Source organism: Pseudomonas faucium (assembly GCF_021602585.1).
GTDB lineage: Bacteria > Pseudomonadota > Gammaproteobacteria > Pseudomonadales > Pseudomonadaceae > Aquipseudomonas > Aquipseudomonas faucium.
This window is the reverse complement of record NZ_BQIP01000024.1, coordinates 41,754-65,138: the sequence shown is the minus strand read 5'-3', so window position 1 is coordinate 65,138 and position 23,385 is coordinate 41,754. Positions and strand designations below refer to the sequence as shown.

Annotated in this window: 16 protein-coding genes; 11 read left to right on the top strand and 5 right to left on the bottom strand. The window is 66.7% G+C overall.

The window, feature by feature from the left end:
* Positions 1 to 127: 127 nt before the first annotated feature.
* From L6D75_RS22665 to L6D75_RS22615, 11 genes are all read left to right on the top strand, one after another.
* Positions 128 to 2,443 carry a tetratricopeptide repeat protein gene (locus L6D75_RS22665; protein ID WP_176517553.1) on the top strand — a complete coding sequence of 772 codons (2,316 nt, stop codon included), beginning with the start codon at positions 128 to 130 and terminating at the stop codon, positions 2,441 to 2,443.
* A gap of 389 nt (positions 2,444 to 2,832) precedes the next feature.
* Positions 2,833 to 3,807 (top strand): AAA family ATPase, encoded by a 975-nt coding sequence (locus L6D75_RS22660; RefSeq protein WP_176515604.1) that lies wholly within the window; start codon positions 2,833 to 2,835, stop codon positions 3,805 to 3,807.
* An 11-nt stretch (positions 3,808 to 3,818) separates the two neighbouring features.
* Entirely contained in the window at positions 3,819 to 4,769 is a 951-nt protein-coding gene (locus L6D75_RS22655) for a DUF58 domain-containing protein (protein WP_176515603.1), read from the top strand.
* A complete protein-coding gene (locus L6D75_RS22650; protein ID WP_176515601.1) occupies positions 4,766 to 5,251 on the top strand; it encodes a DUF4381 domain-containing protein in 486 nt (161 codons plus the stop codon). Before L6D75_RS22655 ends, L6D75_RS22650 begins: the two co-directional genes overlap by 4 nt.
* The gene (locus L6D75_RS22645; protein WP_176515599.1) at positions 5,238 to 6,239 is read left to right on the top strand and encodes a vWA domain-containing protein; all 1,002 of its coding nucleotides are present in this window, start codon (positions 5,238 to 5,240) and stop codon (positions 6,237 to 6,239) included. Before L6D75_RS22650 ends, L6D75_RS22645 begins: the two co-directional genes overlap by 14 nt.
* Entirely contained in the window at positions 6,236 to 7,822 is a 1,587-nt protein-coding gene (locus L6D75_RS22640; RefSeq protein WP_176515597.1) for a VWA domain-containing protein, read from the top strand. Before L6D75_RS22645 ends, L6D75_RS22640 begins: the two co-directional genes overlap by 4 nt.
* Positions 7,819 to 9,138: a BatD family protein gene (locus L6D75_RS22635; RefSeq protein WP_176515595.1), complete on the top strand. Its 1,320-nt coding sequence runs from the start codon at positions 7,819 to 7,821 to the stop codon at positions 9,136 to 9,138. The genes L6D75_RS22640 and L6D75_RS22635 overlap by 4 nt, the downstream gene beginning before the upstream one ends.
* A 13-nt stretch (positions 9,139 to 9,151) precedes the next feature.
* A complete protein-coding gene (locus tag L6D75_RS22630; protein ID WP_236193840.1) occupies positions 9,152 to 10,177 on the top strand; it encodes an HAD family hydrolase in 1,026 nt (341 codons plus the stop codon).
* Between the two features lie 104 nt (positions 10,178 to 10,281).
* Positions 10,282 to 11,850 (top strand): arylsulfatase, encoded by a 1,569-nt coding sequence (locus L6D75_RS22625; RefSeq protein WP_176515593.1) that lies wholly within the window; start codon positions 10,282 to 10,284, stop codon positions 11,848 to 11,850.
* Between the two features lie 138 nt (positions 11,851 to 11,988).
* Entirely contained in the window at positions 11,989 to 14,517 is a 2,529-nt protein-coding gene (locus tag L6D75_RS22620) for a fused MFS/spermidine synthase (protein WP_176515591.1), read from the top strand.
* 55 nt (positions 14,518 to 14,572) lie between these two features.
* Complete coding sequence (locus L6D75_RS22615; RefSeq protein ID WP_176515589.1) at positions 14,573 to 16,207, top strand: mechanosensitive ion channel family protein; 1,635 nt, start codon at positions 14,573 to 14,575, stop codon at positions 16,205 to 16,207.
* Here the strand turns inward: L6D75_RS22615 and L6D75_RS22610 are convergent.
* The 5 genes from L6D75_RS22610 to aspT all read right to left on the bottom strand — a co-directional run bounded on the left by L6D75_RS22610 (position 16,204) and on the right by aspT (position 23,374).
* Positions 16,204 to 17,217 carry an AraC family transcriptional regulator gene (locus L6D75_RS22610; protein ID WP_176515587.1) on the bottom strand — a complete coding sequence of 338 codons (1,014 nt, stop codon included), beginning with the start codon at positions 17,215 to 17,217 and terminating at the stop codon, positions 16,204 to 16,206. The genes L6D75_RS22615 and L6D75_RS22610 overlap by 4 nt on opposite strands.
* 77 nt (positions 17,218 to 17,294) lie before the next feature.
* The gene (locus tag L6D75_RS22605; RefSeq protein ID WP_176515585.1) at positions 17,295 to 17,963 is read right to left on the bottom strand and encodes a DUF3313 domain-containing protein; all 669 of its coding nucleotides are present in this window, start codon (positions 17,961 to 17,963) and stop codon (positions 17,295 to 17,297) included.
* 49 nt (positions 17,964 to 18,012) lie between these two features.
* Positions 18,013 to 19,317, bottom strand: coding sequence for an OmpP1/FadL family transporter (locus L6D75_RS22600; protein WP_236193839.1), 1,305 nt, complete (start codon positions 19,315 to 19,317; stop codon positions 18,013 to 18,015).
* A gap of 99 nt (positions 19,318 to 19,416) precedes the next feature.
* Positions 19,417 to 21,441, bottom strand: a complete 2,025-nt coding sequence (locus L6D75_RS22595; RefSeq protein WP_176515583.1) for an alkyl/aryl-sulfatase — start codon at positions 21,439 to 21,441, stop codon at positions 19,417 to 19,419.
* Positions 21,442 to 21,694: 253 nt separating this feature from the next.
* On the bottom strand, positions 21,695 to 23,374 hold the full coding sequence (gene aspT / locus L6D75_RS22590; protein WP_176515581.1) for an aspartate-alanine antiporter: 1,680 nt from the start codon (positions 23,372 to 23,374) through the stop codon (positions 21,695 to 21,697).
* Between the last annotated feature and the right edge of the window lie 11 nt (positions 23,375 to 23,385).

Sequence of the window (23,385 nt, the reverse complement as noted above, 5' to 3'; positions counted from 1 at the left end):
CGGCCAGGCCCCTGTGCACGATGCGCAGGAAGCAGAGGGCTGTACTAGGGTGAAGCTGTGTTTTGGGGTGCGAATACATCAGAACAGCCCGCTACAGGGCGAACAGCAACGGCCGTGGAGCTGATCAATGGGGTGGCGTGCACAGGCAGTGCAGGGGTTGCGAGTGCTCGTCAGAAGCACCGTGCTGTTGCTGGCACTGGCCAGCACGCCGCTCGTCACGGCCGCGCCGGGAGGCGGCCAGCCGCCGGCCCCGGCCAAGGACCGTGAAGGCTACGCCGATGCCGGCAGCTGCCAGGCCTGCCACACCGAGCAGGCCGCACAGTGGCAGCATTCCGACCATGCCTGGGCGCTGCGCGATGCCAGTGCGGCCAACGTGCTGGGCAATTTCAATGACGTGCGCTACGACCAGGATGGCGTGCAGGCGCGCTTCTATCGCAAGGGCGATGGCTATTTCGTCAACATCGAAGGCGAGGACGGCAAACCGGCCGACTTCAAGGTGCTCTACACCTTCGGCTACTCGCCGCTGCAGCAATACCTGGTGGCGTTGTCGCGGGGGCGCTTGCAGGCCCTGACCATCGCCTGGGATAGCCGGCCCGTGGAGCAGGGTGGCCAGCGCTGGTTCTCGCTGTATCCCGGGCAGCGCTTCACCCCGCAAGACCCGTTGCACTGGACCGGCCGCTACCAGAACTGGAACGGCATGTGCGCCGACTGCCATTCGACCCGGCTGCTCAAGCACTACGACGATGCCAAGGACAGCTTCGCCAGTACCTGGCAGGAGAAGACCGTGGGCTGCCAAGGCTGCCACGGGCCAAGCCAGGCCCATGTCGACTGGGCCAGGCACAACCCCGGGGCATCGCCGGCCCAGGGCCTGGCGGTGGATTTCAAGGCGCTGGGCAGCAAGGGGCTGGTGGAGCAGTGCGCCTATTGCCACAGCCGCCGGCAGGGCCTTGGCACCGGCCAGTTGCCCGGCCACCCGCAGCTCGACCAGAGCCTGCCGGCCACCCTGCGCGCCGGCCTGTACCATGCCGACGGGCAGATCGACGGCGAGGTGTACGAGTACGGCTCGTTCACCCAGAGCAAGATGTACGCCGCCGGGGTCACCTGCACCGACTGCCACAACCCGCACACCACCAAGGTGCGCATCGAAGGCAACGGCCTGTGCCTGCAGTGCCACAACACCCAGCCCAACACCGCGCGCTTTGCCGGCTTGCAGGCCAAGGACTACGACAGCCCCGAGCACCATCACCATGCTGCAGGCTCGCCGGGCGCGCAGTGCGTGAACTGCCACATGCCGAGCAAGAACTACATGGTCGTCGACCCCCGGCGCGACCACGCCCTGCGCATTCCACGGCCGGACCTCGCGGCCCAGGGCGTCGGCCCGGATGCCTGCACGATGTGCCATCAAGACCGCCAGCCAGCATGGGCCGCCAGCGCCATCGACAGTTGGTTCGGCCAGCCCAAGCGCCCGGCCCATTACGGCGAAAGTTTCCATGCCGTGCGCGAAGACCCAAGTTCCGGCCTCAGCCGCCTGGGCTACGTGCTGGCAGACAAGAGCAACCCCGCTATCGTCCGGGCGACCGCTGCCGAGCAGCTGGCGGGCATGGGGCCTGCGGCCAGCAGCAACTTGCGCTGGGCGCTGCAGGACAAGGACGCGGTGGTGCGGGCCTATGCGGTGAACGGCTTCAGCCGTGTACCGCCCGAACAGCGCGTGGCGCCCTTGCTGGCGCTGTTGCAGGACCCGGCCCTGGCGGTGCGCGACGAAGCCGTGCGTGCGCTGGCCGACGTGCCCGCCGCGCAGCTTCCCGAAGCCAGCCGCCAACCGTACGGCGCCATGCTTGCCGAATACGAACAGCGCCTGCGCAGCAACGCCGACCTGCCGGGCGGGCGGCTCAACCTGGCGGTGCTGATGCAGCGCCAGGGCCGTGACGAGCAGGCCATGCAGCAGTACCGCCAGGCCCTGCGCATGGACCCGTATTTCACGCCGGCCAGGGTCAACCTGGTCACCCTGGCCAGTGGCAGCCAGCGCCTGGACGATGCCGAGCAGCTGCTGCGCGAAGGCGTGGCGCTGGACAAGATGCCCACCCCCGACCGCGGCAACCTGGCCTACATGCTCGCCCTGCTGCTGGTGGAGCGGGGCAAGCCCGAGGAGGCGGCGGGCTGGATGGAGCAGGCGGCCGTGGCCCTGCCGGGCAATACGCGCATTCGTTACAACCAGGGCTTGCTGCTGTCGCGCATGGACCGCCGAGACGAGGCGCTGCAGGCGTTGCGCAGTGGCCTGGAGCAGGCGCCGGCGGATGCGGACCTGCTGTATTCGCTGATCTACCTGCATGCCCTGGCAGGGGAGCGGGAGCAGGCCTGGCCGTATGTGCAGCGGATGCGCGAGGTGGCGCCGGAAGATCCGCGGTTGCGGGGCATCGAGCCGTATTGGCAGAAGCAGCCTTGAGGGGATCTTGGGGGCATGGGTTGGGTTTTTTGGTGGTTTTGAGATCGCGCGCCGCCCGCGCGGCGCATCGCGGATAAATCCGCTCCTACATTTGTTGCAACGTGCCTATGCCTGATAGGCCATGGTTGCCAGCCTTGTTTGTACGACGCGGTTTCTCGGCGGGCGCCAAAGGCGGACAACCATGGCCTGACAGACTGTGGCACGTTGCAACAAATGTAGGAGCGGATTTATCCGCGATGCGCCGCGCGGGCGGCGCGCGATCTCAAACCCACTACAAAACCCAACCCAAGCACCAGCGGCGCATGTTCTCTTCACGACACCCCATTGCACCCCACCCCAACCCAACTAGATTTACCAGACTCCCAACCGCCACCCAGGAACCCCGCCCCGTGAACACTCACGAACACGTCCAGGCCCTGGAAGCTTCGGTCGCGCAAAAGGTCCTCGGCCAGGCCCAGACCATCCGCCACGTGCTGCTGGGCCTGCTCGCCAACGGCCATGTGCTGCTAGAAAGCCTCCCAGGCCTGGCCAAGACCCGCACGGTCAAAGCCCTGGCTACGCACCTGGAAGCGCAGATGCGGCGCATCCAGTTCACCCCCGACCTGCTGCCGTCGGACATCACCGGCGGCGAGATCCTGCAGCAGACCGGCGAAGGCAACAGCATCCGTTTCCAGCCCGGCCCGCTGTTCGGCAACGTCATCCTCGCCGACGAAATCAACCGCGCCCCGGCCAAGGTCCAGGCCGCCTTGCTGGAGGCCATGGAAGAACGGCAGATCACCGTGGCCGGGCAGAGCTACCCGATGCCGGGCCTGTTCATGGTGCTGGCGACCCAGAACCCCATCGAGCAGGAGGGCACCTATCCCTTGCCCGAGGCGCAGATGGACCGCTTCCTGATGAAGCTGCAGCTCGACTACCCGCGCCCTGAAGACGAAACCCAGGTGCTGCGCCTGGTGCGCGAAGAGGACCAGGCCAGCCACGACGGCACGACACAGCCCGCGCGGCTGGCCCAGCAGGTGATTTTCGACGCCCGTCGCGAAGTGGCCCAGGTGCACGTGGCCGCCGCCATCGACCGCTACCTCATCGACCTGGTCAACGCCACCCGCCACCCCGGCGACTACGATGCCGACCTGGCCCGCTGGATCAGCATCGGCGCCAGCCCGCGCGGCGGCATCAGCCTGGACCGGGTGTCGCGGGCCCACGCCTGGCTCAATGGCCAGGACTTCGTTTCGCCGGATAACGTGCGTGCCGTGGTGCACCCGGTGCTGCGCCACCGCCTGCAGCTTTCCTACGACGCCATCACCGATGGGGTGGGCGCCGACCAGGTCATCGACCGGCTGTTGGACAAGGTGGCCATTCCCGCCTGACGGAGATACCGATGCCCGCGCGCAGCGTTGCCGCCGATGGTTTCGTCTATGCCGCCCTCGCCGAACTGATGGCGCTGGAAGCACGTGCCCGCGGCTTGAGCTTCGTCGCGCGCCAGCCGCTGTCGAGCATCCTTTCCGGCAACCACGCCTCGCGCCTGCGCGGGCGCGGGCTGAGCTTCGATGAACTGCGTCATTACATCCCCGGCGATGACCTGCGCCACCTCGACTGGCGCGCCTCGCTGCGCTATGGCAAGCCATTCGTGCGCACGTTCACCGAGGAGCGCGACCGGCCCACGCTGGTGCTGGTCGATCAACGCATGAGCATGTATTTCGGCTCGCAGCGCTACTTCAAGTCGGTCAGCGCCGCGCAACTGGCGGCCATCTGCGCGTGGATGGCGTTCCATGCCGGCGACCGGGTCGGTGGCATGGTGTTCGGCAACCAGCAGATCGACTACGTGCGCCCGCTGCGCAGCCGTGCGCGGGTCGAGGCATTGTGCAGCGCGGTGATCAAGGCCAACCAGCGCTTGTCGGCCTACGCGGCGGATGCCGAGAACGACGCGCAGCTGGACAAGGTGCTGCGCAGCTGCGTGGCCTCGGCGGGCCATGATCACCTGATCTGCATCATCAGCGACTTCGCCGGCATCGGCCCGGACACCCTGGCGTTGCTGCGCCAGTTGCGCCAGCACAACGACGTGATCGCCATCCAGGTCTATGACCCGATTGCCCTGCAACTGCCGGACAAGGGCCGGCTCAATGTGACCCAGGGCGCCCAGCAGGTAGAGTTTGAGGTTGGCCAGCGCCGCATCAACCGGCCCTTGGGCGAGTTCCTGGCCGGGCGCCTGCGCGATGTCGCCGAACTGCTGCGTCGCAGCCAGGTGCCGTTGATGCTGGTGAGCACTGGCGACGACAGCCTTGAACAATTGCGCCGGGAGCTGGGCCGCCTGGCCCAGGCATCGCGATGAATACCCCAGCGCCTGCCATCGACCAGTTGCGCGAACTGGCGCCCGGCGCGCCGCCGTTCAGCTACCTGCCGCAGACCTGGGCCTGGCTGGTGGTGGGCGTGCTGTTGCTGGCGCTGGTGCTGCTGTGGGCGGCGCTGCGCTGGCGGCGCTGGCAGCGCGAGCGTTATCGCCGTGAAGCCTTGCAGCGGCTCGAGCAACTGGCGGGCGGCGGGCTGGCGGGTCTGCGCGAACTGCCCGAGTTGCTCAAGCGGGTCGCCTTGTCGATGCCGGGGGCGCCGCCGGTGGCCAGCCTGGCCGGTGCGCAGTGGCAGGCGTTTCTCGCCCGGCATGCGCCGCAGCCGCTGCCCGAGGGCTTTGCCGACACCCTGCACACGCTCGCCTATGCACCGGATGCCCAGGTGCTCGGGCTGCAGGCGCAGCAGCTCGACGCCTTGTTCAGTACCAGCCGCCGCTGGATCGAGGGGCACCATGTGGCAGTTTGACTACCCCTGGGTGTTCCTGCTGCTGCCCCTGGCCTGGGTGGCCTACCGGATGCTGAGCGTCTACCAGGAAAGCCGCAGTGCACTGCGGGTGCCGTTTTTCGCGGCCATGAGCCGTGCCGTCGGCAAGCAGCCGGGCGCTGCGAGCGCCAGCGGCGGGCGCGGGCAGTTGCTGCTCAATGTGCTGGTGTGGGGGCTGCTGGTGGCGGCCTGTGCCAGGCCGGTGCTGGTGGAGCGGCCGATCCAGCGCGAACAGCCCATGCGCGACATGATGCTGGCCATCGACATCTCCCAGTCCATGTCGGCCACCGACTACACCAACGCCGAAGGCCAGCGCACCGACCGCCTGAGCGCGGTGAAGGCGGTGGTGCGCGACTTCATCGCCCGGCGCAAGGACGACCGCATCGGCTTGATCGTGTTCGGCACCGGGGCCTACCCCCAGGCGCCGCTGACCCTGGACCACGCCAGCCTGCTGATGTTGCTGGACGAAGTGGGCATCGGCATGGCCGGCCCCAACACCGCGCTGGGCGATGCCATTGGCCTGACCATCAAGGCCATGGCCCATGCCCAGGCGCCGGAGAAGGTGCTGATCCTGCTCACCGACGGCAACGACACCGGCAGCGCCATCACCCCCGAGCATGCAGCGCGCCTGGCTCGGGCCAATCGTATCGTGGTACATACCATCGGTATCGGTGACCCGCAGGCCACTGGTGACGCCAAGGTCGACCTGGCCGCCCTGCAGGCCATCGCCCACACCACCGGCGGCCAGTTCTTCCGCGCCGACGACCGCCAGGCCCTGCAGCAGGTGTACGCCACCCTCGACCGGCTGACCCCGCACCAGGTCAAGACCTTCAGCCACCAGCCCAAGCGTGACCTGTTCATCTGGCCGCTGGGCGCAGCCCTGGCGCTGTTGCTGCTGGGCCAGTTGCTGGCCCTGGCGCGCGCAAGGCTCGCAGGCCGGCGGACGCAACCTGTGGAGCCGCCGGCATGACCATCGATCTTGGCGCGTTCCACTTCCTGCGGCCGCTGTGGCTGCTGATGCTGCTGCCCGGCGTGCTGCTGCCGCTGCTGTGGCTGCGCCGGCACGACCTGCGCCGCCAGCTTGACGGCATCATCGCCCCGCACCTGGTTGCGCACTTGCTGATCACCCCGCAGGAACAGCGGCGCTGGCGCCCCGTGCACCTGCTCGGCGCGGTGCTGGTGCTCGGCGCCCTGGCCGCCGCCGGGCCGACCTGGCAGCAGGACACCCCAGACTTTCTCGACAACCGCGCACCGCTGATCATTGCCGTGGACCTGTCGCCTTCGATGGATGCCGACGACGTGCCGCCCAGCCGCCTGGCGGCGGTGCGCCACACCCTGCACGACCTGGTGCTGCGCCGCGCCGGGGCGCGCACGGCGCTGGTCGCCTACGCCGGCAGCGCGCACCTGGTGCTGCCGGCCACCGATGACCCGGCGCTGCTCGACACCTTCATCCAGGCCCTGGCCACCGACCTGATGAGCAAGCCCGGCAAGGACGCACTGGGCGCGATCGACCAGGCGCTCAAGCTGCTGGACGCGGAACAGGCGCCCGGCAGCCTGGTGCTGCTGACCGATGGCGCCGACCCCAGCCAGTTCGAGGCAATCGGCAAGCGTTTGCGCGGCAGCCCGCTGCAGGTGCTGGTGCTGGCGGTCGGCAGCCAGCCAAGTGGCCCGCTGCGCGATGCCCAGGGCCTGCCCAGGCTCGATGCCCAGGGGCGCCCGGTGCAGGGCGATTTCGATGCCCAGGGCCTCAAGGGCCTGGCCAAGGCGGCGAATGCGCCGCTGGGCAGCCTGTCGCTCAATGACGACGACCTGGACTGGATCGAGCTGCATGCCCAGCGCCATTTCAAGGCTGCCAGTGGCCTGGAGGCGCAGTTGCACTGGAAGGATGCCGGCTACTGGCTGTGCTGGCCGTTGCTGCTACTGGTGCTGTTGAGCGTGCGCCGGGGCTGGCGGGTGAACTGGCTGCCGGGCCTGCTGCTGGCCCTGCTGCTGGGCGCAACCGCGCAGCCTGCCCGGGCGGGGGCGCTGGCCGATGCCTTCTTCACCGCCGACCAGCAAGGGCGCTGGGCGTTCGAGCATGGGCACTACCCGCAGGCTGCCGCGCAGTTCCACGACCCGTACTGGAAGGGCGTCGCCGCCTACGAGGCTGCCGACTTCCAGGCGGCGCTGGCCAGCCTGGGCAAGGTCGATACGCCAATGGCCTGGTTCTACCAGGGCAACAGCTACGTGCGCCTGTTCAAATTCCCCCAGGCGATTGCCGCCTACCAGCAGGCCTTGCGCCTGCAGCCGGAGTTCGCCGAAGCCCAGGCCAACCTGGCGCTGGCCCAGGCGCTGCTCAAGGATTACCAGGACCAGCAGCAGGCAGACCCACCCGACGAGAAACCCGACAAGGTCGTCGAGGACCAGACGCCCAGCGCAGGCGGCAAGCAACAGCAGCAACAGACCGCCCAGGCAGCGTCCGATCAGCTGTGGCTGAACAACCTCACCACTTCGCCGGCGCAGTTCCTCAGGCGCAAGTTCGCGCTGCAGGATGCGGCCAAGGAGGCGCCATGATTCGCAGGGCCTTGCTGCTGTTGATGTGCCTGGCCGGGCTTGCGAATGCGGCGGACCCCGAGGTGAGGGTGCAGGCGCGGCTGGTGCCGGACAAACCGGTGATGACCGGGGCCACGGTCAACCTGGAAGTGGACCTGCTGGTCGACACCTGGTTCACCGATGCCCCGGTGCTGCCAGCGCTGCAACTGGCCGGCGCGGTGGTCAGCCCGCCCAGCGGCGAAGCCCAGCACCTGAACCGGCAGCTCGACGGCAAGGCCTTCTTCGGCTTGCGTTATCACTACCAGATCACCCCCACCGTGGCGCAGCGCTTCGACATCCCGGCGTTGGCCTTTGGCGTTCAGCCCGGCCCGGATAGCAAGGTGCTGACCGTGCGCAGCCAGCCGCTGTCGTTCGAGGCTAGCGGGCCTGCCAGCACGGCCGGCGAGCAGCGCCTGGTGGCGCAGCGGGTGGAGCTGACGCAGACCATCGAGCGCTCCCGCAGCCCTTTGCGGGTCGGTGACAGCATCACGCGCCGCCTGCATACGGTGGCCGTCGGTGCCCAGGCCATGCTGATCCCGCCGCCGCCGTTGAGCGAGGTCGAAGGTTTCAAGCGCTATGTGCAGACGCCCCAGGTAGCGCCGCTCAGCGATGGCCGCGGCGGCACCCTGGGCGGCCAGCGCGAGGACAGTGTCAGCTATGTGGCCACGGCCGCCGGGGATTTCAGCCTGCCGGCCATCGAGCTGAAGTGGTGGGATGGCGCGACGGGCGAGGCGCACACGGCTTCGCTGCCTGCGGTGCAGGTGCAGGCACAGGCGGGCACCTACCAGGCACCGTTCTCCCTCACGCAAGACCTGCAGGCCCTCGGCCAGGGGGCGCAGGTCAGGCTTTCCGGCCATTGGCTGGTGCTGCTGGTAGCGCTGTCGCTGTTGGCGGCATTGGCATGGGCCGGGCGTGAATGGGGGCGGGCAGGCTGGCACTGGCTGCGCGGTTGGCAGGCCCGGCGCCACCAGGCCTGGCTCGATTCGCCAGGCTTTGCCCTGCGCCAGGCCCGGCAGCAGGGCGCCCGCCTGCCGGTGCGCCTGGACGGCCTGTACCTGTGGGTTCGGCGCCGCACCGGGCGACGTGTGCTGTCGTCAAGTGAACATCCCTGTGGCGAGCAATCGCAGGGCGATTTGCTAGCCTTTTTCCAGGCTGCGTACGGTGCCCAGGGCGAGCCTGCACTCAGCGCCGCTGCGCGCAAGCGCCTGCTGCAGCGCTTGCGCCAGGAGGCTGCCACGGGCCAGCCGAATTGCGCTGACAAACACGCGCTGCATGATCTGAACCCCCGAAGCCGCTGATCGAGGTAAGGCAATGACGCAAGCGAGGCTCACCCTGCGCGACTCGGCCCGCGGCGCTGCGCGCCAGGCCGGTTTGTGCCTGGTGCTCATCCTGCTGCCACTGCTGGCCCAGGCGGCCGACCCGCTGCCGGCCTGGCGCGAAGGCCCTTCACGCAGCGCCATCGTGGCCTTCGTCGAGGCGGTCAGCCAGCAAGGCGGGCCGGACTACGTCGTACCCGCCGAGCGCATCGCCGTGTTCGACAACGACGGCACCCTGTGGAGCGAGCAGCCGCTGTACTTCGAGGTGTTGTTCGCCATGGACGAGGTCAAGCGCCTGGCCCCTGAACACCCCCAGTGGCGTACCCAGCAACCGTTCAAGGCGGTGCTCGAGAGCGACCATCAGGCCCTGGCCGCACAAGGCATGGATGGCCTGCTGAAGATCGTCGCCGCCACCCATTCGGGCATGAGCAGCAGCGACTTCATTGCCCGCAGCCGCGCCTGGCTTGCCAGCGCCCGCCACCCGCGCACCGGCAAGCCGTACACCGAAATGGTGTTCCAGCCGATGCTGGAGCTGCTGGCCTACCTGCGCGACAACGGCTTCAAGACCTACATCGTCTCGGGTGGCGAGGTGGCCTTCATGCGCGCGTTTGCCGAGGAGGTGTACGGCATCCCGCCGGAACAGGTGATCGGCACCACCCTGGGGGCCCGCTTCCAGGACCAGCAGGGCAAATTGAGCATCCAGCGCCTGCCCAACATCCAGCACAACGACGATGGCCCGGGCAAGCCTGTGAGCATCGACTGGGTCATCGGCCGCCGGCCGATCCTGGCCTTCGGCAATTCCGACGGCGACCTGCAGATGCTGCAGTGGACCATGGCCGGGCCAGGCCGACGCTTTGCCGGGTTGGTGCACCACACCGACGCCCACCGTGAATGGGCCTATGACCGCACGAGCAAGGTCGGGCACCTGGACAAGGCCCTGGACCAGGCGCAGGCCAAGGGCTGGACCGTGGTCGACATGGCCGGTGAGTGGCGCCGGGTTTACCCCTTCCAAGCACCATGAAACTTCAACAACCAACCGCAGGAGTACTGGGCCAGCCCCGTGTCGGTAACCCATGTGCCCGAAGTCGTGGACTAAAGCAGTGACGTGAAACGGAGAACGTAGCTATGAAGTCCAGAAGAGCATGGTTGTCGGCGGCCGCCCTCGCGGCCACGGCAACGTTCGCGGCGGGCCTGGCCAGTGCGGCGGACAAGCCGAACATCCTGGTGATATTCGGCGACGATATCGGCCAGACCAACATCAGCGCCTACGGCAAGGGCGTGGTCGGCTACCAGACGCCGAACATCGACCGCATTGCCAAGGAAGGCATGATGTTCACCGATTACTATGCCGAGAACAGCTGTACGGCGGGGCGTTCGACCTTCATCACCGGCCAGTCGGCGTTGCGCACCGGCTTGTCCAAGGTCGGCATGCCGGGGGTGCCGGTGGGCCTGCAGGCGCGCGATGTGACCATTGCCCAGGCGCTCAAGGCCGAAGGCTACGCCACCGGCCAGTTCGGCAAGAACCACCTGGGCGATCGCGATGAATACCTGCCCACCAACCACGGTTTCGACGAGTTCTTCGGCAACCTCTACCACCTTAACGCCGAAGAGGAGCCGGAGCGCCCGTACTGGCCCAAGGATGACCAGGAGTTCATCAAGGCTGCCTCGCCGCGCGGGGTGATCAAGGCCAGTGCCGACGGCAAGATCGAGGACACCGGCGCGCTGACCAAAAAGCGCATGGAAACCATCGACGACGAGACTACCCAGGCTGCGATCAACTTCATCGACAAGCAGGTCAAGGCCAACAAACCGTTCTTCGTGTGGATGAACACCACCCGCATGCACGCCTTCACCCATGTGCGCGAGTCGATGCAGGGGCAGAGCGGCATGGTCGGCAACGAGTATGCCGACGGCATGCTCGAGCATGACGGCGATGTCGGCAAGCTGCTCAAGACCCTGGACGACCTCAAGGTCGCCGACAACACCATCGTCGTCTATACCACCGACAACGGCCCCAACCAGTGGTCCTGGCCGGATGCGGCGACCACGCCGTTTCGCAACGAGAAGAACTCCAACTGGGAGGGTGCCTTCAGGGTGCCGGCGATGGTGCGCTGGCCAGGCAAGATCAAGCCTGACTCGGTAAATACCCAGATGATGTCCGGCCTCGACTGGTTCCCGACCTTGCTGGCGGCAACCGGCGACGTCGACATCAAGGACCGCCTGCTCAAGGGCGCCGATGTCGGTGGCAAGAACTTCAAGGTGCACCTGGACGGCTTCAACCAGCTCGACATGCTCACCGGCAAGACCGACAAGAGCGCGCGCACCGAGTTCTACTACTTCAGCGACGACGGTGAACTGGTGTCGATGCGTTTTGGTGACTGGAAGCTGGTGTTCTGCGAGCAACGTGCGCCGGGCGGTCTGAAGGTGTGGAGCGAGCCGTTCACCTGCCTGCGGGTACCGAAAATGTTCAACCTGCGCATGGACCCTTACGAGCGGGCGGACGTGGTATCCGACCAGTACTACGATTGGCTGACCAAGAACGATTACCTGATATTCGAAGGTACCCGCAAGGCGGCGGCGTTCTTGCAGACGTTCGTGGACTATCCTCCTAGCCAGCGCCCTGCAAGCTTCAGCATCGACCAGATCCGCGCCGATGTGGACAAGAAGATCGAGGAGAAGATGAACAAGCAGTGAGCCCCCCCTGTGGGAGCCGGTTTTCCGGCGATGCGGCCAGCCGAGGCACTAGCGCAGCCTGTTCGGCCGCTATCGCCGGCAAGCCGGCTCCCACAGTCATTCATCGGTAGCAACCTTCACCAGACAAGGGCTTCGTGCATGGCATCACCTGCAGCATCCTCCGTCGTCACCGCTGCGCCGCAGAGCAAGGCGCACCTGCAGGTGCTGTTACCCGCCACGCTGCTGTTCCTCTCCGGCGCCGCCGGCCTGGTCTACCAGGTGCTCTGGATCAAACAACTGTCGCTGGTGGTCGGCGTGGAAGTGCACGCCGTGGCCACCGGCATCAGTGCCTTTTTCGCAGGCCTTGCCCTGGGCGGCCTGCTGTTCGGGCGCTGGGCCGACCGCTTGCAGCGCCCGGTGCAGCTCTACGTAGGCCTGGAGCTGGCAGTGGCGGTGCTTGGCATCGGCGCCACCCTGGGCTTGGCCCACGCCGCCGGGCCGTTCGCCCGCCTGGAAGGCAGCGCCGGCCTGTTGGCCTGGGCCTTGCCGTTTGCCCTGGTCGGGCTGCCGGCCTTGCTCATGGGCGGCACCTTGCCGGTGCTGGTGCGCGCCGTGGCACCGGCCAGCGGCCAGTTGGCGGAGGCGGGTGGCCGGCTGTATGCGGCGAACACCGCAGGCGCCATCGCCGGCACCTTGCTGGCCGCGTTCGTGCTGCTGCCTCGCCTGGGGGTTAGCGGTAGCGCCTGCGCCGCCGCCTCGCTCAACCTGCTGGCCGCCCTGGGCGCCTGGCTGGCCCGCCGGCGCGATGCAGCGTTGCCGCCCGCGGCCCTGCGCACGTCGACCCCGCGAGGTGCTCAAGCGCGCCTGGCCATCGGTTTGTACTGCCTCGCCGGCGGCGTCGCCCTGGGCTATGAGGTGGTGTGGAGCCAGTCGATCGTGGCGTTCATGAGCACCCGTGCGTTCGCCTTCGCCGTGGTGCTGGCCACCTACCTGGGCGGGCTGCTCGCCGGTAGCGCTCTGTATGCGCGGCGTGCCGATCGAATTCGTGATCCCTGGGGCCTGTTCGGCCTGCTGATCGCCCTGGCCGGCTTGCTGGCCCTGTTGCAGCTTGCCGGGCTTGGACGCTGGCTGGTGCTGGCCCAGACCCAGGCCGAAATGCTCGCCCTGCAGTTGTTCGGCAGCGAGCTGGCCGGGATGTGCGCCCGCTTCGCCACGGCGGCGCTGTGCATGGTGCTGCTGCCGACCACCTTGCTCGGCGCGGCCTTCCCCCTGGCCTTGCGCCTGGCGGTGGACAGCGGCCATGTCGGCCGTGACGTGGGCGCGGTGGTGGCGCTCAACACCTTGGGTGGCATCGTCGGCGTGTTGCTGACCGGTTTCGTGCTGGTGCCGCAACTGGGCCTGGTGCGCGCCCTGGGGGTGCTGGCCGGCCTAGCCGCAGTGGTCGGCCTGCTGGCGGTGTGGCGGGGGCAGGGCGTGCGCCGGCCCATGGCTTTCGCGGTGGTTGCGGTGGCCGCTGCGACCCTGCTGGTGGCGGCCCTCACGCCGCCCCAGCGCCTGGCCGAGCTGCTGCCCGGTGCGCGTAACGGCCAGCTCACCTACTACCACGAGGGCAAGGGTGGCACCGTGGCGGTGGTCAGCCAGGGGCGCCAGGGCCAGACCTTCAACCGCCTGTACATCCAGGGCGTATCCAACACCGGCGATGCCATGCCCTCGCTGCGCTACATGCGCCTGCAGGCCCTGTTGCCGCTGCTGATCCACCGCGGCGAGCCGCGTTCGGCGCTGGTGATCGGCTTCGGCACCGGCATCACCGCCGGGGCGATGCTGCGCTACCCGGGGCTGCAGCGCCCGGTGGTGGCCGAGCTGCTGCCCGAGGTGCTGCAAGCAGCGCCACAGTTCAAAGGCAATTTCTCCGCCGTCAGTGATCCTCGCCTGGAAATTCGCCTGCGCGATGGCCGCCGTGAATTGCTGCGCAGCGAACAGCGCTACGACCTGGTGACCCTCGAACCACCGCCCCCCTCGGCGGCGGGTGTGGTCAACCTGTACTCGCGCGACTTCTACCAGCTCGCTGCCGCACGCCTGGAGCCAGGCGGCCTGGTCGCGCAGTGGCTGCCGCTGCCGACCCAGAACGAAGAGGACAGCCGCGCGCTGGTGCAGAGCTTCATCGAAGTCTTCCCCCATGCGTCGCTGTGGACCACCGAGTTCCACGAAATGCTGCTGATCGGCTCGCTGCAACCGTTGCAGCTGGATGTGCCCAGGATTCGCCAGCGCCTGGCGCAGCCTGCGGTGGCCCAGGCGCTGGCGGAGGTGGGTGTGGACTCGGCGCAGGCGCTGCTGGCGACCTGGGTCACCGACCGCGATGGGCTGCAACGATTTGCCGGCGACGCCAAGCCTGTGACCGACGACCAGCCGCGCATCGAGTACGCCGGCTGGGTACGGCCGCGGGAAATCACCCGGGTGCTGCCGGCGCTGCTGGCGCTCAAGGGCGCGCCACCCCTGCAAGGCGCCGACCCTGCCTTCGCCAGTGCGGTGAACGACCGCTGGCAGGCGCTTGCGCGCTTCTACAGCCTCAGCCTGCATGCCTACAACGGCAACCGCCAGGCCTGGGCGCGGGAGGCCCGCGAGCTGGCCAGAAGCGACGGCGACAACCCTTATTTCCGCTGGTTCCTGGGGCCAGGCCCCGGCCAGTGAACCCTGTGCTATCACTACACAGATGCCGTGCGTCCGAGTGCCCATGGAGTGTGCAATGAACCACCTTTTCCGCCTGCTGCTGGTGTGGCTGCTGCTGTTGCCCGCCGTGGGGCAGGGCAGTGACAGCGCCGCCAGCGCCACCGACGGTGTGCCCGCCGACCCGGCCGAGCTGGTCATCGCCAACCGCAGCATCTTCACCTTCAACGCCACGCTGCTGGGAGAAACGCCGGCCGCCCGGGTGCAGCGCGCCACGGCGGTGATCGAAGAGGCGCTGCGCGGCACCGACGACCTGCAGGTCAGCGTCGACAGGATTCTCAACAGCCACATGGTGCTGCTCGGCGGTCATCGGGCCTTCATCGTCGCGCCCCTGGATGTGGGCGTGAACGGCGGCGACACGCGCCTCGCCGCCGAGCAGGCCGCCGCGGCGCTGCGCCAGGTGGTGGAAGAAACCGGTGAAGCGCGCAGCCTGCGCTTCCTGCTCAAGGCGGTGGGCTGGTCGGCAATGTCCACCTTGCTCTTCGTGGTGCTGATCAAGGGCGCCAACTGGGGCCGACGCAAGCTGCGCGGGGTGCTGACGCGGTTGATGCGCGAGCGCGCCAAGCAGATCCGCGTCGGCCAGCTGCCGCTGTTCGACATGCAGTACGTCTACTACCTGATCGATCGCCTGCTGCGCCTGTTGTACTGGGTGGTGGTGTTTCTGCTGAGCTACCAGTGGCTGAGCTTCGTGCTGTCGCAGTTCCCCTATACCCGGCCCTGGGGCGAGAGCCTCAACGTGCACTTGCTCGACCTGCTGCGCTATCTGCTGCATGGCATGCTGCAGGCCATCCCCGGCATTGCCGTGGCGGTGATGATCTTCTTCATCGCCCGCGGCATCAGCGGCTTCAGCCGGCGCATCCTGGAGCGCATGGCGCGCCCCGGCACGCTCAAGTGGCTGACCGAGGAAACCCTGCAGCCCACCACCCGCCTGACCTCGCTGGCGATCTGGCTGTTCGCCCTGGTGATGGCCTACCCGTACCTGCCAGGCTCCGGCACCGATGCGTTCAAGGGCTTGTCGGTGCTGCTCGGCTTGATGATCTCGCTGGGCGCCTCCAGCGTGGTGGGGCAGGCCGCAGCCGGGCTGATCCTGACCTATTCGCGCACCCTGAAGGCGGGCGAGTACGTGCGGGTGGGCGACAACGAAGGCACGGTAACCGAAGTGGGCATGTTCAACACCACCATTCGCACTGGCCTTGGCGAGGTGCTGACCTTGCCCAACTCGATGATCACAGGCTCCGTGACGCGCAATTACTCGCGGGTGGTGCAGGGCCGCGGCTATATCGTCGACACGGTCGTCACCATCGGCTACGACACGCCCTGGCGCCAGGTCGAGGCGATGCTGGTGGAGGCTGCCGAGCGTACCGAAGGCATCGTTGCCAAGCCCCGGCCGCAGGTGTTCCAGACCGGGCTTTCGGACTTCTACCCGGAATACCGCCTGGTGGCCCAGGCCGTGCCCAGCGAGCCGCGGCCGCGGGCCGAGCTGCTGAGCCTTTTGCATGCCAACATCCAGGACGTGTTCAACGAGTACGGCGTGCAGATCATGTCGCCGCATTATCTGGGTGACCCGGCGCAGGAGAAGTGGGTGCCGCGGGAAAAATGGTTTGCCGCGCCGGCCCGGGATCCCTCCAGCAAGCCGCAGGACAGGCAGGGTTAAAGCTGGGCGACCTGCGGGTCGCCATGCTGGCGGCGGTGTTCCAGCGGCGTCATGTCGAACCAGCGCAGGTGGGCGCGGCAGAATGACGTGGTGCGCCGGTAGCCCAGCTCGCTGGCGATCTGGCCCACGCTCAGGCCGGTGCTGCGCAGCATCTGCTGGGCCTGGCGCCGGCGCATGCCATCGAGGTAATCCTCGAAGTCGATGCCATCGCTCGCCAGGCGCCGCTGCAGCGTGCGCGGGTTCAGCTCAAGGGCCAGGGCAACTTGCTCCAGGGTGCAGCGTTGGCTGGGCAGCAGCATCTGGATGATGCGTTCGACCTGGGCGCGCAGGCTGTCACAGGGCGCCGCCTGCTGCTCCAGGTAATGGCGCACGATGGCATGCAATGCCGCGTCATGGTGAACGCAGGCCTCTTGCAGCACATCCGCCGGCATCAGCAGGCAGTTGTGCGGCTGATCGAACAACACCGGGCAGTCGAAGTAGCGCAGGTAGCCGGCCGGCTCGCCCAGCGCCAGGTGGCGCAAGGTCACGGCCTTCGGGCGCAGGGGCGTGCCGCGCAGCTCGCCGATCAACAGCCTGGCGCCCATCACCGATTTTTCGACGACCTGCGGTGTGTGCCGCGAATCGGGCAGGCCACTGTCGAAGTACAGCAGTGCCTGGCCGGCGCGGTGCTCCAGGCGAAAATGAATGGCCGGGCTGTAGTGGCGCATGTAGCGAATCACCGCCACCAGCGCATGGCCGACGGTGGGCGCCGAGTTGGCCAGGTGGCGCAGCGGGCCGACCAGGGTCGCGCCTTGCAGCAGCGCCAGTTCCAGGCCGAAACGCGGCAGGCTGAGGGCGTGCGCACTGCCCTCGAACAATTGCACGAGGTTGAGGTAGGGCAGGCGCTTGGCATAGTTGCCGACCACCTGCGGGTCGATCTTCAGTGGCGCCAGCAAGTCGCGCTGCCGAGCGCCGTGCTCGGTCAGCAGTTGGTCGAATTGCAGCAGAGCGCTGCCGCGAATGCTGTCCATGGGATCGCGCCTCGGTGGTGCCGAGTAAGGGTGCTACGCCCCACTGCAGGCTCGGCCCTGCAGTGGGGTGGGGCGGTTTACTTTCTCAGGGCCTGGAACGAGCTGACCATGTCCTTGGCCCAGCCATCGAGCACGGCCTTGGCGTCCTTGGCCTGCATCACCTGGGACGAATCATCCAGCTCGGTGCCGGCGCCCTTGCGCACCACCTCGGCCACTACCTGGTTGGTCTCGCCATCGAGGAACGCCGCTTCCGTGGCGATGCTGGTGTCCTGGTCGCGGATGCCGGTGGCGGTGCTGATGCCGGCGGCAATCAGCGCGATCGGGATCACTTCATACGGGCGCAGGCTCTTGGTCTGGGCGCTGACGGCGGTGATCGCCGGGCGCACTACCAGTACCCGTGGGCCAGGGCTGCTGGCCAGTGGCAACACTTGGGAGAAGTGGTTCTTGAGGGTCTGGTCGTAGTACTGGGTGATGCCCTGCAGGGTCGACTGCGGCACCTTTTCGGTCGGCTGCGGTTTCGGGTAGAGCTGGCTTGGCTCGATGTACACGCTGGTGTAGCGCTTGGCATCTACCCCTGATTTGATCCAGCGCATCACCGGTGCGCCCGAGGGCGACTTGTCTTCCTTGAGGATGCTGTAGTCCTTGAGGAAGCCCGAGTACTGGTCGGACTCCACGTATTTGCTAGCGCAGCCCTGCAGCATGAGCGTTGCAAGGCACAGCGATGCAGCTAACGTCTTGGTGTTCATGCAGCTTCTCCTTCTTACGATGATCGGGTCTGCGGGCGCGCAGGGTGGTTCAGAAACGCCAGGTCGCGCCACCGCCGAGAATGTGCAACGCACTGTTATCGTAGCTGCCCGCCAGCGTGCTGCCAGAGCGCGCCTTGGTCTGGTCGATGTCCATGTCGCCGAGCCACACCAGGGTGTAGGCCAGGTGCAGGTCCAAGCCTTCCTCGACCTGGTAATTGACCCCCGCCGCCAGCCGCCAGGCTTCGCCCATGGGGTTGTCGACGGTGCGGTCCTTGTCGTCCACGGCCGAGCTGTCGTAGCCCAGGCCCAGGCTCCAGCGCCATTGCCGGGTGGCCTGGTACTGGGCGCCGACAGAGGCGTGCCAGGTGTCCTTGTATTTGCGATCGACCGTGCGGCTGGTGCCGCCGGCATTGCTGTCGACCTCGACGCCGACATCGCCGAAATCGCTCCAGTCCTGCCAGTTCAGGCTGCCCAGCAACGTCCATTGTTCGTCCAGCTCGTGGGCGATGCTGAAGGTCGCTGTCTGCGGCACGTTCAGGTCAACCTCCAGCGAGTCGACGTCCAGCCGGCGCAGGGCGACGTTGAGCAGGGGGTTGCTGATGTCCTTGAGGTGCGGCTTGTCGTCGAACTCCAGCTTGACCTTGCTGGTGTAGGCCAGGCCCACGCGGGTGCGCGGCGTGACTTGGTAGAGCAGGCCGAGGTTGACCCCCACGCCGACATCGGTGTCCTTGTATTCAAGCTGCCCGTCCGGCCGGTCGGCCAGGCCCAGCAGGTTGTTGTTGATGGCCATTTCGGTGCGGTAGTAGCCGACCATGATCCGCGGGCCGATGCCGATCGACAGGTCGTCGGTGAACTTGTAGGCCAGGGTCGGTTGCATCGACACGCCGATCACTGCCGCTTCCTGGGTGAAGTAGCGCCCGGCCCAGTCATCGTCGTAGTCCAGGGCCAGGCCGAAATTGCCGTACATGCCAAAACCGATGGCGGCACGGTCGTCGATCTGGTGGCTGATGAACAGGCTGGTGCCGGGCAGGTACTGCAGTGCGTTGCCGCCTTCGTTGCCGTCGAACTGGTTGCCGCTGCCCCGCGAGAAACGGATGTCGCCGAGGATCACCTGGGCGTTGGCGCTGATCTGCGTGCCTTGGAGCCGGGTGATGCCTGCCGGGTTGCTCATCAGCACGCTGGGGTCATTGGCCAGTGCGGCGGAGCCGGCGTTGGCCAGGCCGTTGCCCTCCTGGCCGGCTTCGTAGATGAGGATGCCGCCAGCCCAGGCGGGGCTGTCCAGGCACAAGGTGGCGAGGGCTACGGCGGCGGCGAACCTGGCGCCCTGGGCCTGAACGTTTCGATAGATGGACATGACGATGACTCCGCTTCCCATGCCGTTGATCTTGGTACCAAGCGGTATTGCCGGTGAGCAGGGCAGGGCCTGCGGCCCTGCCAGCTGCTCGTGCCTCCATTACGGCGTGACGATGGGGAACCAGAACTCGAAGTTGTCCATGTAGCTCATCAGCTCTTCGAGCTTGCCTTCGGTACCGTCGACCTTGACCTGGCCAGCAGCGACGGCGTCCTTGAGCGTGGTTTCCTTGAGCATCAGCTTGTTCAAGGTGTCGCGGGTCAAGGTAACCGTGGCATCGGCCTTGTCTGCCTGCAGGCCTTCGGTGTGGTTGAGCACGCCGTTGACCATTTCCAGCAGGTACTTCTGCTTGAGATCGGTGAAGTCCAGGTTCAGGGTAATGTGCTTGTCTTCCACCTCAGGCCCTTTCAGGCGCATGGCCAGGTAGTCGAAGAACAGGTCCAGGTCCATCGCCTTGACCGTGTCGGGGCTGGCGGTGTCGGGGGTCGGCAGTTGCTTGACGCCTTCGCGCAGCTCCTTGGCGCCAGTGAGGTAGAAGTTGCGCCATGGGCCGCTTTCGGCCTGGTAGCCAAGCTGCTCGAGGGCATCGGCCTGCATGTTCTTCGCGGCCTGGTTGCTCGGGTCGGCGAACACCACGTGGTTGACCACCTCGGCCACCCAACGGAAGTCACCCTTGTCGTAGTAGGTCTTGGCCTTGCTCAGTACGGCGTCGGCACCGCCCATCATGTCGACGTAGCGCTTGGCCTCTTCCTCCGGCGGCAGCTCCCAGAGCGTGGCCGGGTTGCCGATGAACCAGCCCAGGTACAGCACGTAGGTGGCCTTGACGTTGTGGTTGAGCGAGCCGTAGTAGCCGCGGTTGGAGAAGCGCTCGGCAATGCCCTTGGGCAGCTTCACCTGCTCGGCGATCTCGGTCATGGTGTAACCCTTGTTGGCCAGGCGCAGGGTTTCATCGTTGATGTAGCGGTACATGTCGCGCTGCGACGACAACTGCTCGCGCACCTCCTTGTTGCCCCACACCGGCCAGTGGTGCATGGCGTACATCACCTGCACATCGTTGCCCCACATCTTCAGGGCTTCGTTGAGGTACTTGGACCACGGCAGCGGCTCGCGGATCTTCGCCCCGCGCAGCGAGTAGGTGTTGTGCAGGGTGTGGGTGGAGTCCTCGGCGGTGTTGAGGGCCTTTTTCTCGTGGATGTAGTAGAGCATCTCGGCCGGCGCTTCACTGCCCGGCGCGTACAGGAACTCGTAGGTCAGCCCGTCGATGGTGCGCTTCTCGCCGGTCTTCTCGATGATGTCGGTCGGCGGGATGAGGGTCACGGTGCCGGCCGAGGTGGTGGTCCCAAGGCCCGCGCCCAGCTGGCCGGTTTCGCTCGGCGGCAGCAGGTTGCCGTACATGTAGCTGGCCCGCCGGCTCATGGCGGTGCCGGCCATCACGTTTTCGGCCACCGCGTGTTCGAGGAAGCCCTTGGGCGCGTAGATCTTGACCTTGCCGGCCTTGACGTCGTCTTCGCTGATTACGCCGCGCACGCCACCGTAGTGGTCGACATGGCTGTGGGTATAAATCACGGCCACCACCGGCTTTTTAGGCCGATGCTGGTAGTAGAGGTCGAGTGCCGCCTTGGCGGTTTCACTGGAAATCAGCGGGTCGAAGATGGTGATGCCATCCTTGCCTTCGACGATGGTCATGTTCGACAAGTCGTAGTTGCGCACCTGGTAAATGCCATCGGTGACTTCGAACAGGCCGGAAATATTGATCAGTTGCGATTGGCGCCACAAACTTGGGTTGGTGGTGGCCGGGGCTGTTTCACCTTCTTTGATGAACCCGTATTTGTTCGGGTCCCAGATCATGTTGCCACTGGGGCCTTTGATCGGCTCGGAGGGCAGCGGCGCGATAAAACCCTTGTGCGCCAGTTCGAATGAAGTCTTGTCATTGAACGGCAACTCTTTGAGCAATGCGTCGTTGGCGGCCTTGGTGGCTTCGGTGGCCGGCTTGGCTTTTTCTTCCGCCCACGCCAGCGGGGCGGCGGCAATGGCACGGGCCAGCAGGAAAGACGAGCCCAGTTTCCACAGGCTGGACGACCTTGCAGTGTTCTTGTGGCGCGCGAACGGTTTGGCAGTCAATCGCATGACAAGCTCCTTTTGAGCTGACGTGCTGTACCGAAACGGCAACTACCAGCAACTTCGTTAAGCGGCAAAGGCAGATTAGCGCTGTTCAAGCCGGTTCACGTTGGCGGCCCATGCTCTTTTCACGACAACCAAGCGAATCTGAATAAACAGCGAATCTGATAGTGAGAATTCATACCTTAGCCGACACATTTTGACCTGCAAGTTCGCTATTGCTTATTGGCAATTAGGTTTATGCGCTTATTCCATTCAGCACTCAGGCGAAGGCGATGATGATCGGGCCGCAAACGGCCAGCAATACATTGGAAACGGCATAGCAAACAGTAAAACCGATGACGGGCGTATTACTGCCGGACTGTTCGATGATCTTGTTCATCGAGGCGGCCTCGGTCTGTGCGCCGGCCAGGGCACCGAACAGGATCATCGGGTGCAGGCGCAGGATGTAGCGCCCGAAAAACAGCGTCACCAAGGGCGGGATGAGGGTTACCAGGGCGCCGGCGATCAGCAAGTCCAGGCCTTGCTCCTTGATGGCCGTGAGCGCCGCCGGCCCCGCCAGCAGGCCGATCACGGCGCCGAAGGCCGTCAGGCCGAACTCGGAGAAGGCCCACTGCGCCGCCGGGGGCAGGGCGCCGAGTTCGGGGTGCCGCGAGTTGTACCAACCAATCAGCAACCCGGCCAGCAGGATGCCCCCACCGACACCCAGCTCCACCGGGATCATGCCGATATGGGTGGATAGCAGCCCGGCCAGCGACCCCACGACCAGGCCCATGGCGTGCAGGGCAATGTCGCTGCGGTAGCTCGCTTCGCGGATACGGCCCAGCTGCAGGGCCAACGCCTCGACGCTGCTGGCGCGCCCGGTCAGGCTGATGACATCGCCACGGCGCAGCACCGTTTCGGGCAACAGCGGCAGCGCCAGGCCCTGGCGGGTGATGCCGGTGAGAAAGCAGCCCATGCGCTCGGCGCCGGTCAGCGCCGCTTTCACCTGATGCAGGGTGCGCCCGGCCAGGCGCCGGTTGGTCAGCACGATGTCGGCGCTGCGGGTGGGAAAGGACAGGCTGTCGGGGTGGTCGATCTCCGGGCCGATCCAGTCATGCAGGTCGCTTACCGCCTCGCGCAGGGCATAGATGCCGAGAATGTCGCCCTTCACCAGCACTTGCTCAGGGTCGCGGTCGAACACCTTGCTGCCACGGGTGATGCGCTCGACGCTCAACGATGGGTGCAGGGCTTCGACATCGGCCACGCTCAGGCCGATGGCCGTGGCCGCGTTCAGGCGATGGGCGCGCACCACGATGCGGGTGTAGGGGATGCTGATGGCATCTTCGTTGCGCTCGATCCCCAGTTCACGCTCCAGCGCCTGGGCGCTGGCGCGCAGGTCGACGCCGAGCAGGCGCGGTGCCAGGCTGCCGACGAAGACGATCAGGCCGACCGTGCCGAACACATAGGTGATGGCGTAGGCCACGGCCATGTGGCTGTTGAGGGTGGCCTTGGCCGCTTCGTCCAACGGCAACTGGGCGATGGCGCTGCTGGCGGTGCCCATGATCGCGGTGTCGGTCAGGGCGCCGGCGCCAAGGCCTGCCGTGAAGCCTGCGTCGAAGCCGTAGAAGGCATTCATGGCCAGGATCACCGCCAGTGCGGTGGCGCACAGCACCACCGACAGCAGCACCAGCTTGAGCGTGCCGCGGTTGAGGCTGCCGAAGAATTCCGGGCCGCTCTTGAAGCCGACCGCATAGATGAACAGCGCGAAGAACACCGACTTGAGTTCGTGGGGCACCTGCAGGCCGACCTGGCCGATCAGCAACCCCATCAACAAGGCCCCGGCCACCGAGCCGAGGTGAAAGCTGCCCAGCTTCACGCGGCCCAGCACGATGCCCAGGGCGATGGCGAGAAACACGGCGATTTCCGGGTTGGCGCGCAAGGCGCCCACAAGCAGGTCCATGTTCCAGTGCT

What these genes read in the sequence shown, in the direction of transcription:
- L6D75_RS22595 (WP_176515583.1), bottom strand. Translation starts at nt 21,441, where the DNA reads ATGCGATTGACTGCCAAACCGTTCGCGCGCCACAAGAACACTGCAAGG.
- L6D75_RS22605 (WP_176515585.1), bottom strand. Translation starts at nt 17,963, where the DNA reads ATGAACACCAAGACGTTAGCTGCATCGCTGTGCCTTGCAACGCTCATG.
- L6D75_RS22610 (WP_176515587.1), bottom strand. Translation starts at nt 17,217, where the DNA reads ATGGACAGCATTCGCGGCAGCGCTCTGCTGCAATTCGACCAACTGCTG.
- L6D75_RS22620 (WP_176515591.1), top strand. Translation starts at nt 11,989, where the DNA reads ATGGCATCACCTGCAGCATCCTCCGTCGTCACCGCTGCGCCGCAGAGC.
- L6D75_RS22665 (WP_176517553.1), top strand. Translation starts at nt 128, where the DNA reads ATGGGGTGGCGTGCACAGGCAGTGCAGGGGTTGCGAGTGCTCGTCAGA.
- L6D75_RS22645 (WP_176515599.1), top strand. Translation starts at nt 5,238, where the DNA reads ATGTGGCAGTTTGACTACCCCTGGGTGTTCCTGCTGCTGCCCCTGGCC.
- L6D75_RS22650 (WP_176515601.1), top strand. Translation starts at nt 4,766, where the DNA reads ATGAATACCCCAGCGCCTGCCATCGACCAGTTGCGCGAACTGGCGCCC.
- L6D75_RS22615 (WP_176515589.1), top strand. Translation starts at nt 14,573, where the DNA reads ATGAACCACCTTTTCCGCCTGCTGCTGGTGTGGCTGCTGCTGTTGCCC.
- aspT (WP_176515581.1), bottom strand. Translation starts at nt 23,374, where the DNA reads ATGGACCTGCTTGTGGGCGCCTTGCGCGCCAACCCGGAAATCGCCGTG.
- L6D75_RS22625 (WP_176515593.1), top strand. Translation starts at nt 10,282, where the DNA reads ATGAAGTCCAGAAGAGCATGGTTGTCGGCGGCCGCCCTCGCGGCCACG.
- L6D75_RS22600 (WP_236193839.1), bottom strand. Translation starts at nt 19,317, where the DNA reads ATGTCCATCTATCGAAACGTTCAGGCCCAGGGCGCCAGGTTCGCCGCC.
- L6D75_RS22635 (WP_176515595.1), top strand. Translation starts at nt 7,819, where the DNA reads ATGATTCGCAGGGCCTTGCTGCTGTTGATGTGCCTGGCCGGGCTTGCG.
- L6D75_RS22655 (WP_176515603.1), top strand. Translation starts at nt 3,819, where the DNA reads ATGCCCGCGCGCAGCGTTGCCGCCGATGGTTTCGTCTATGCCGCCCTC.
- L6D75_RS22630 (WP_236193840.1), top strand. Translation starts at nt 9,152, where the DNA reads ATGACGCAAGCGAGGCTCACCCTGCGCGACTCGGCCCGCGGCGCTGCG.
- L6D75_RS22640 (WP_176515597.1), top strand. Translation starts at nt 6,236, where the DNA reads ATGACCATCGATCTTGGCGCGTTCCACTTCCTGCGGCCGCTGTGGCTG.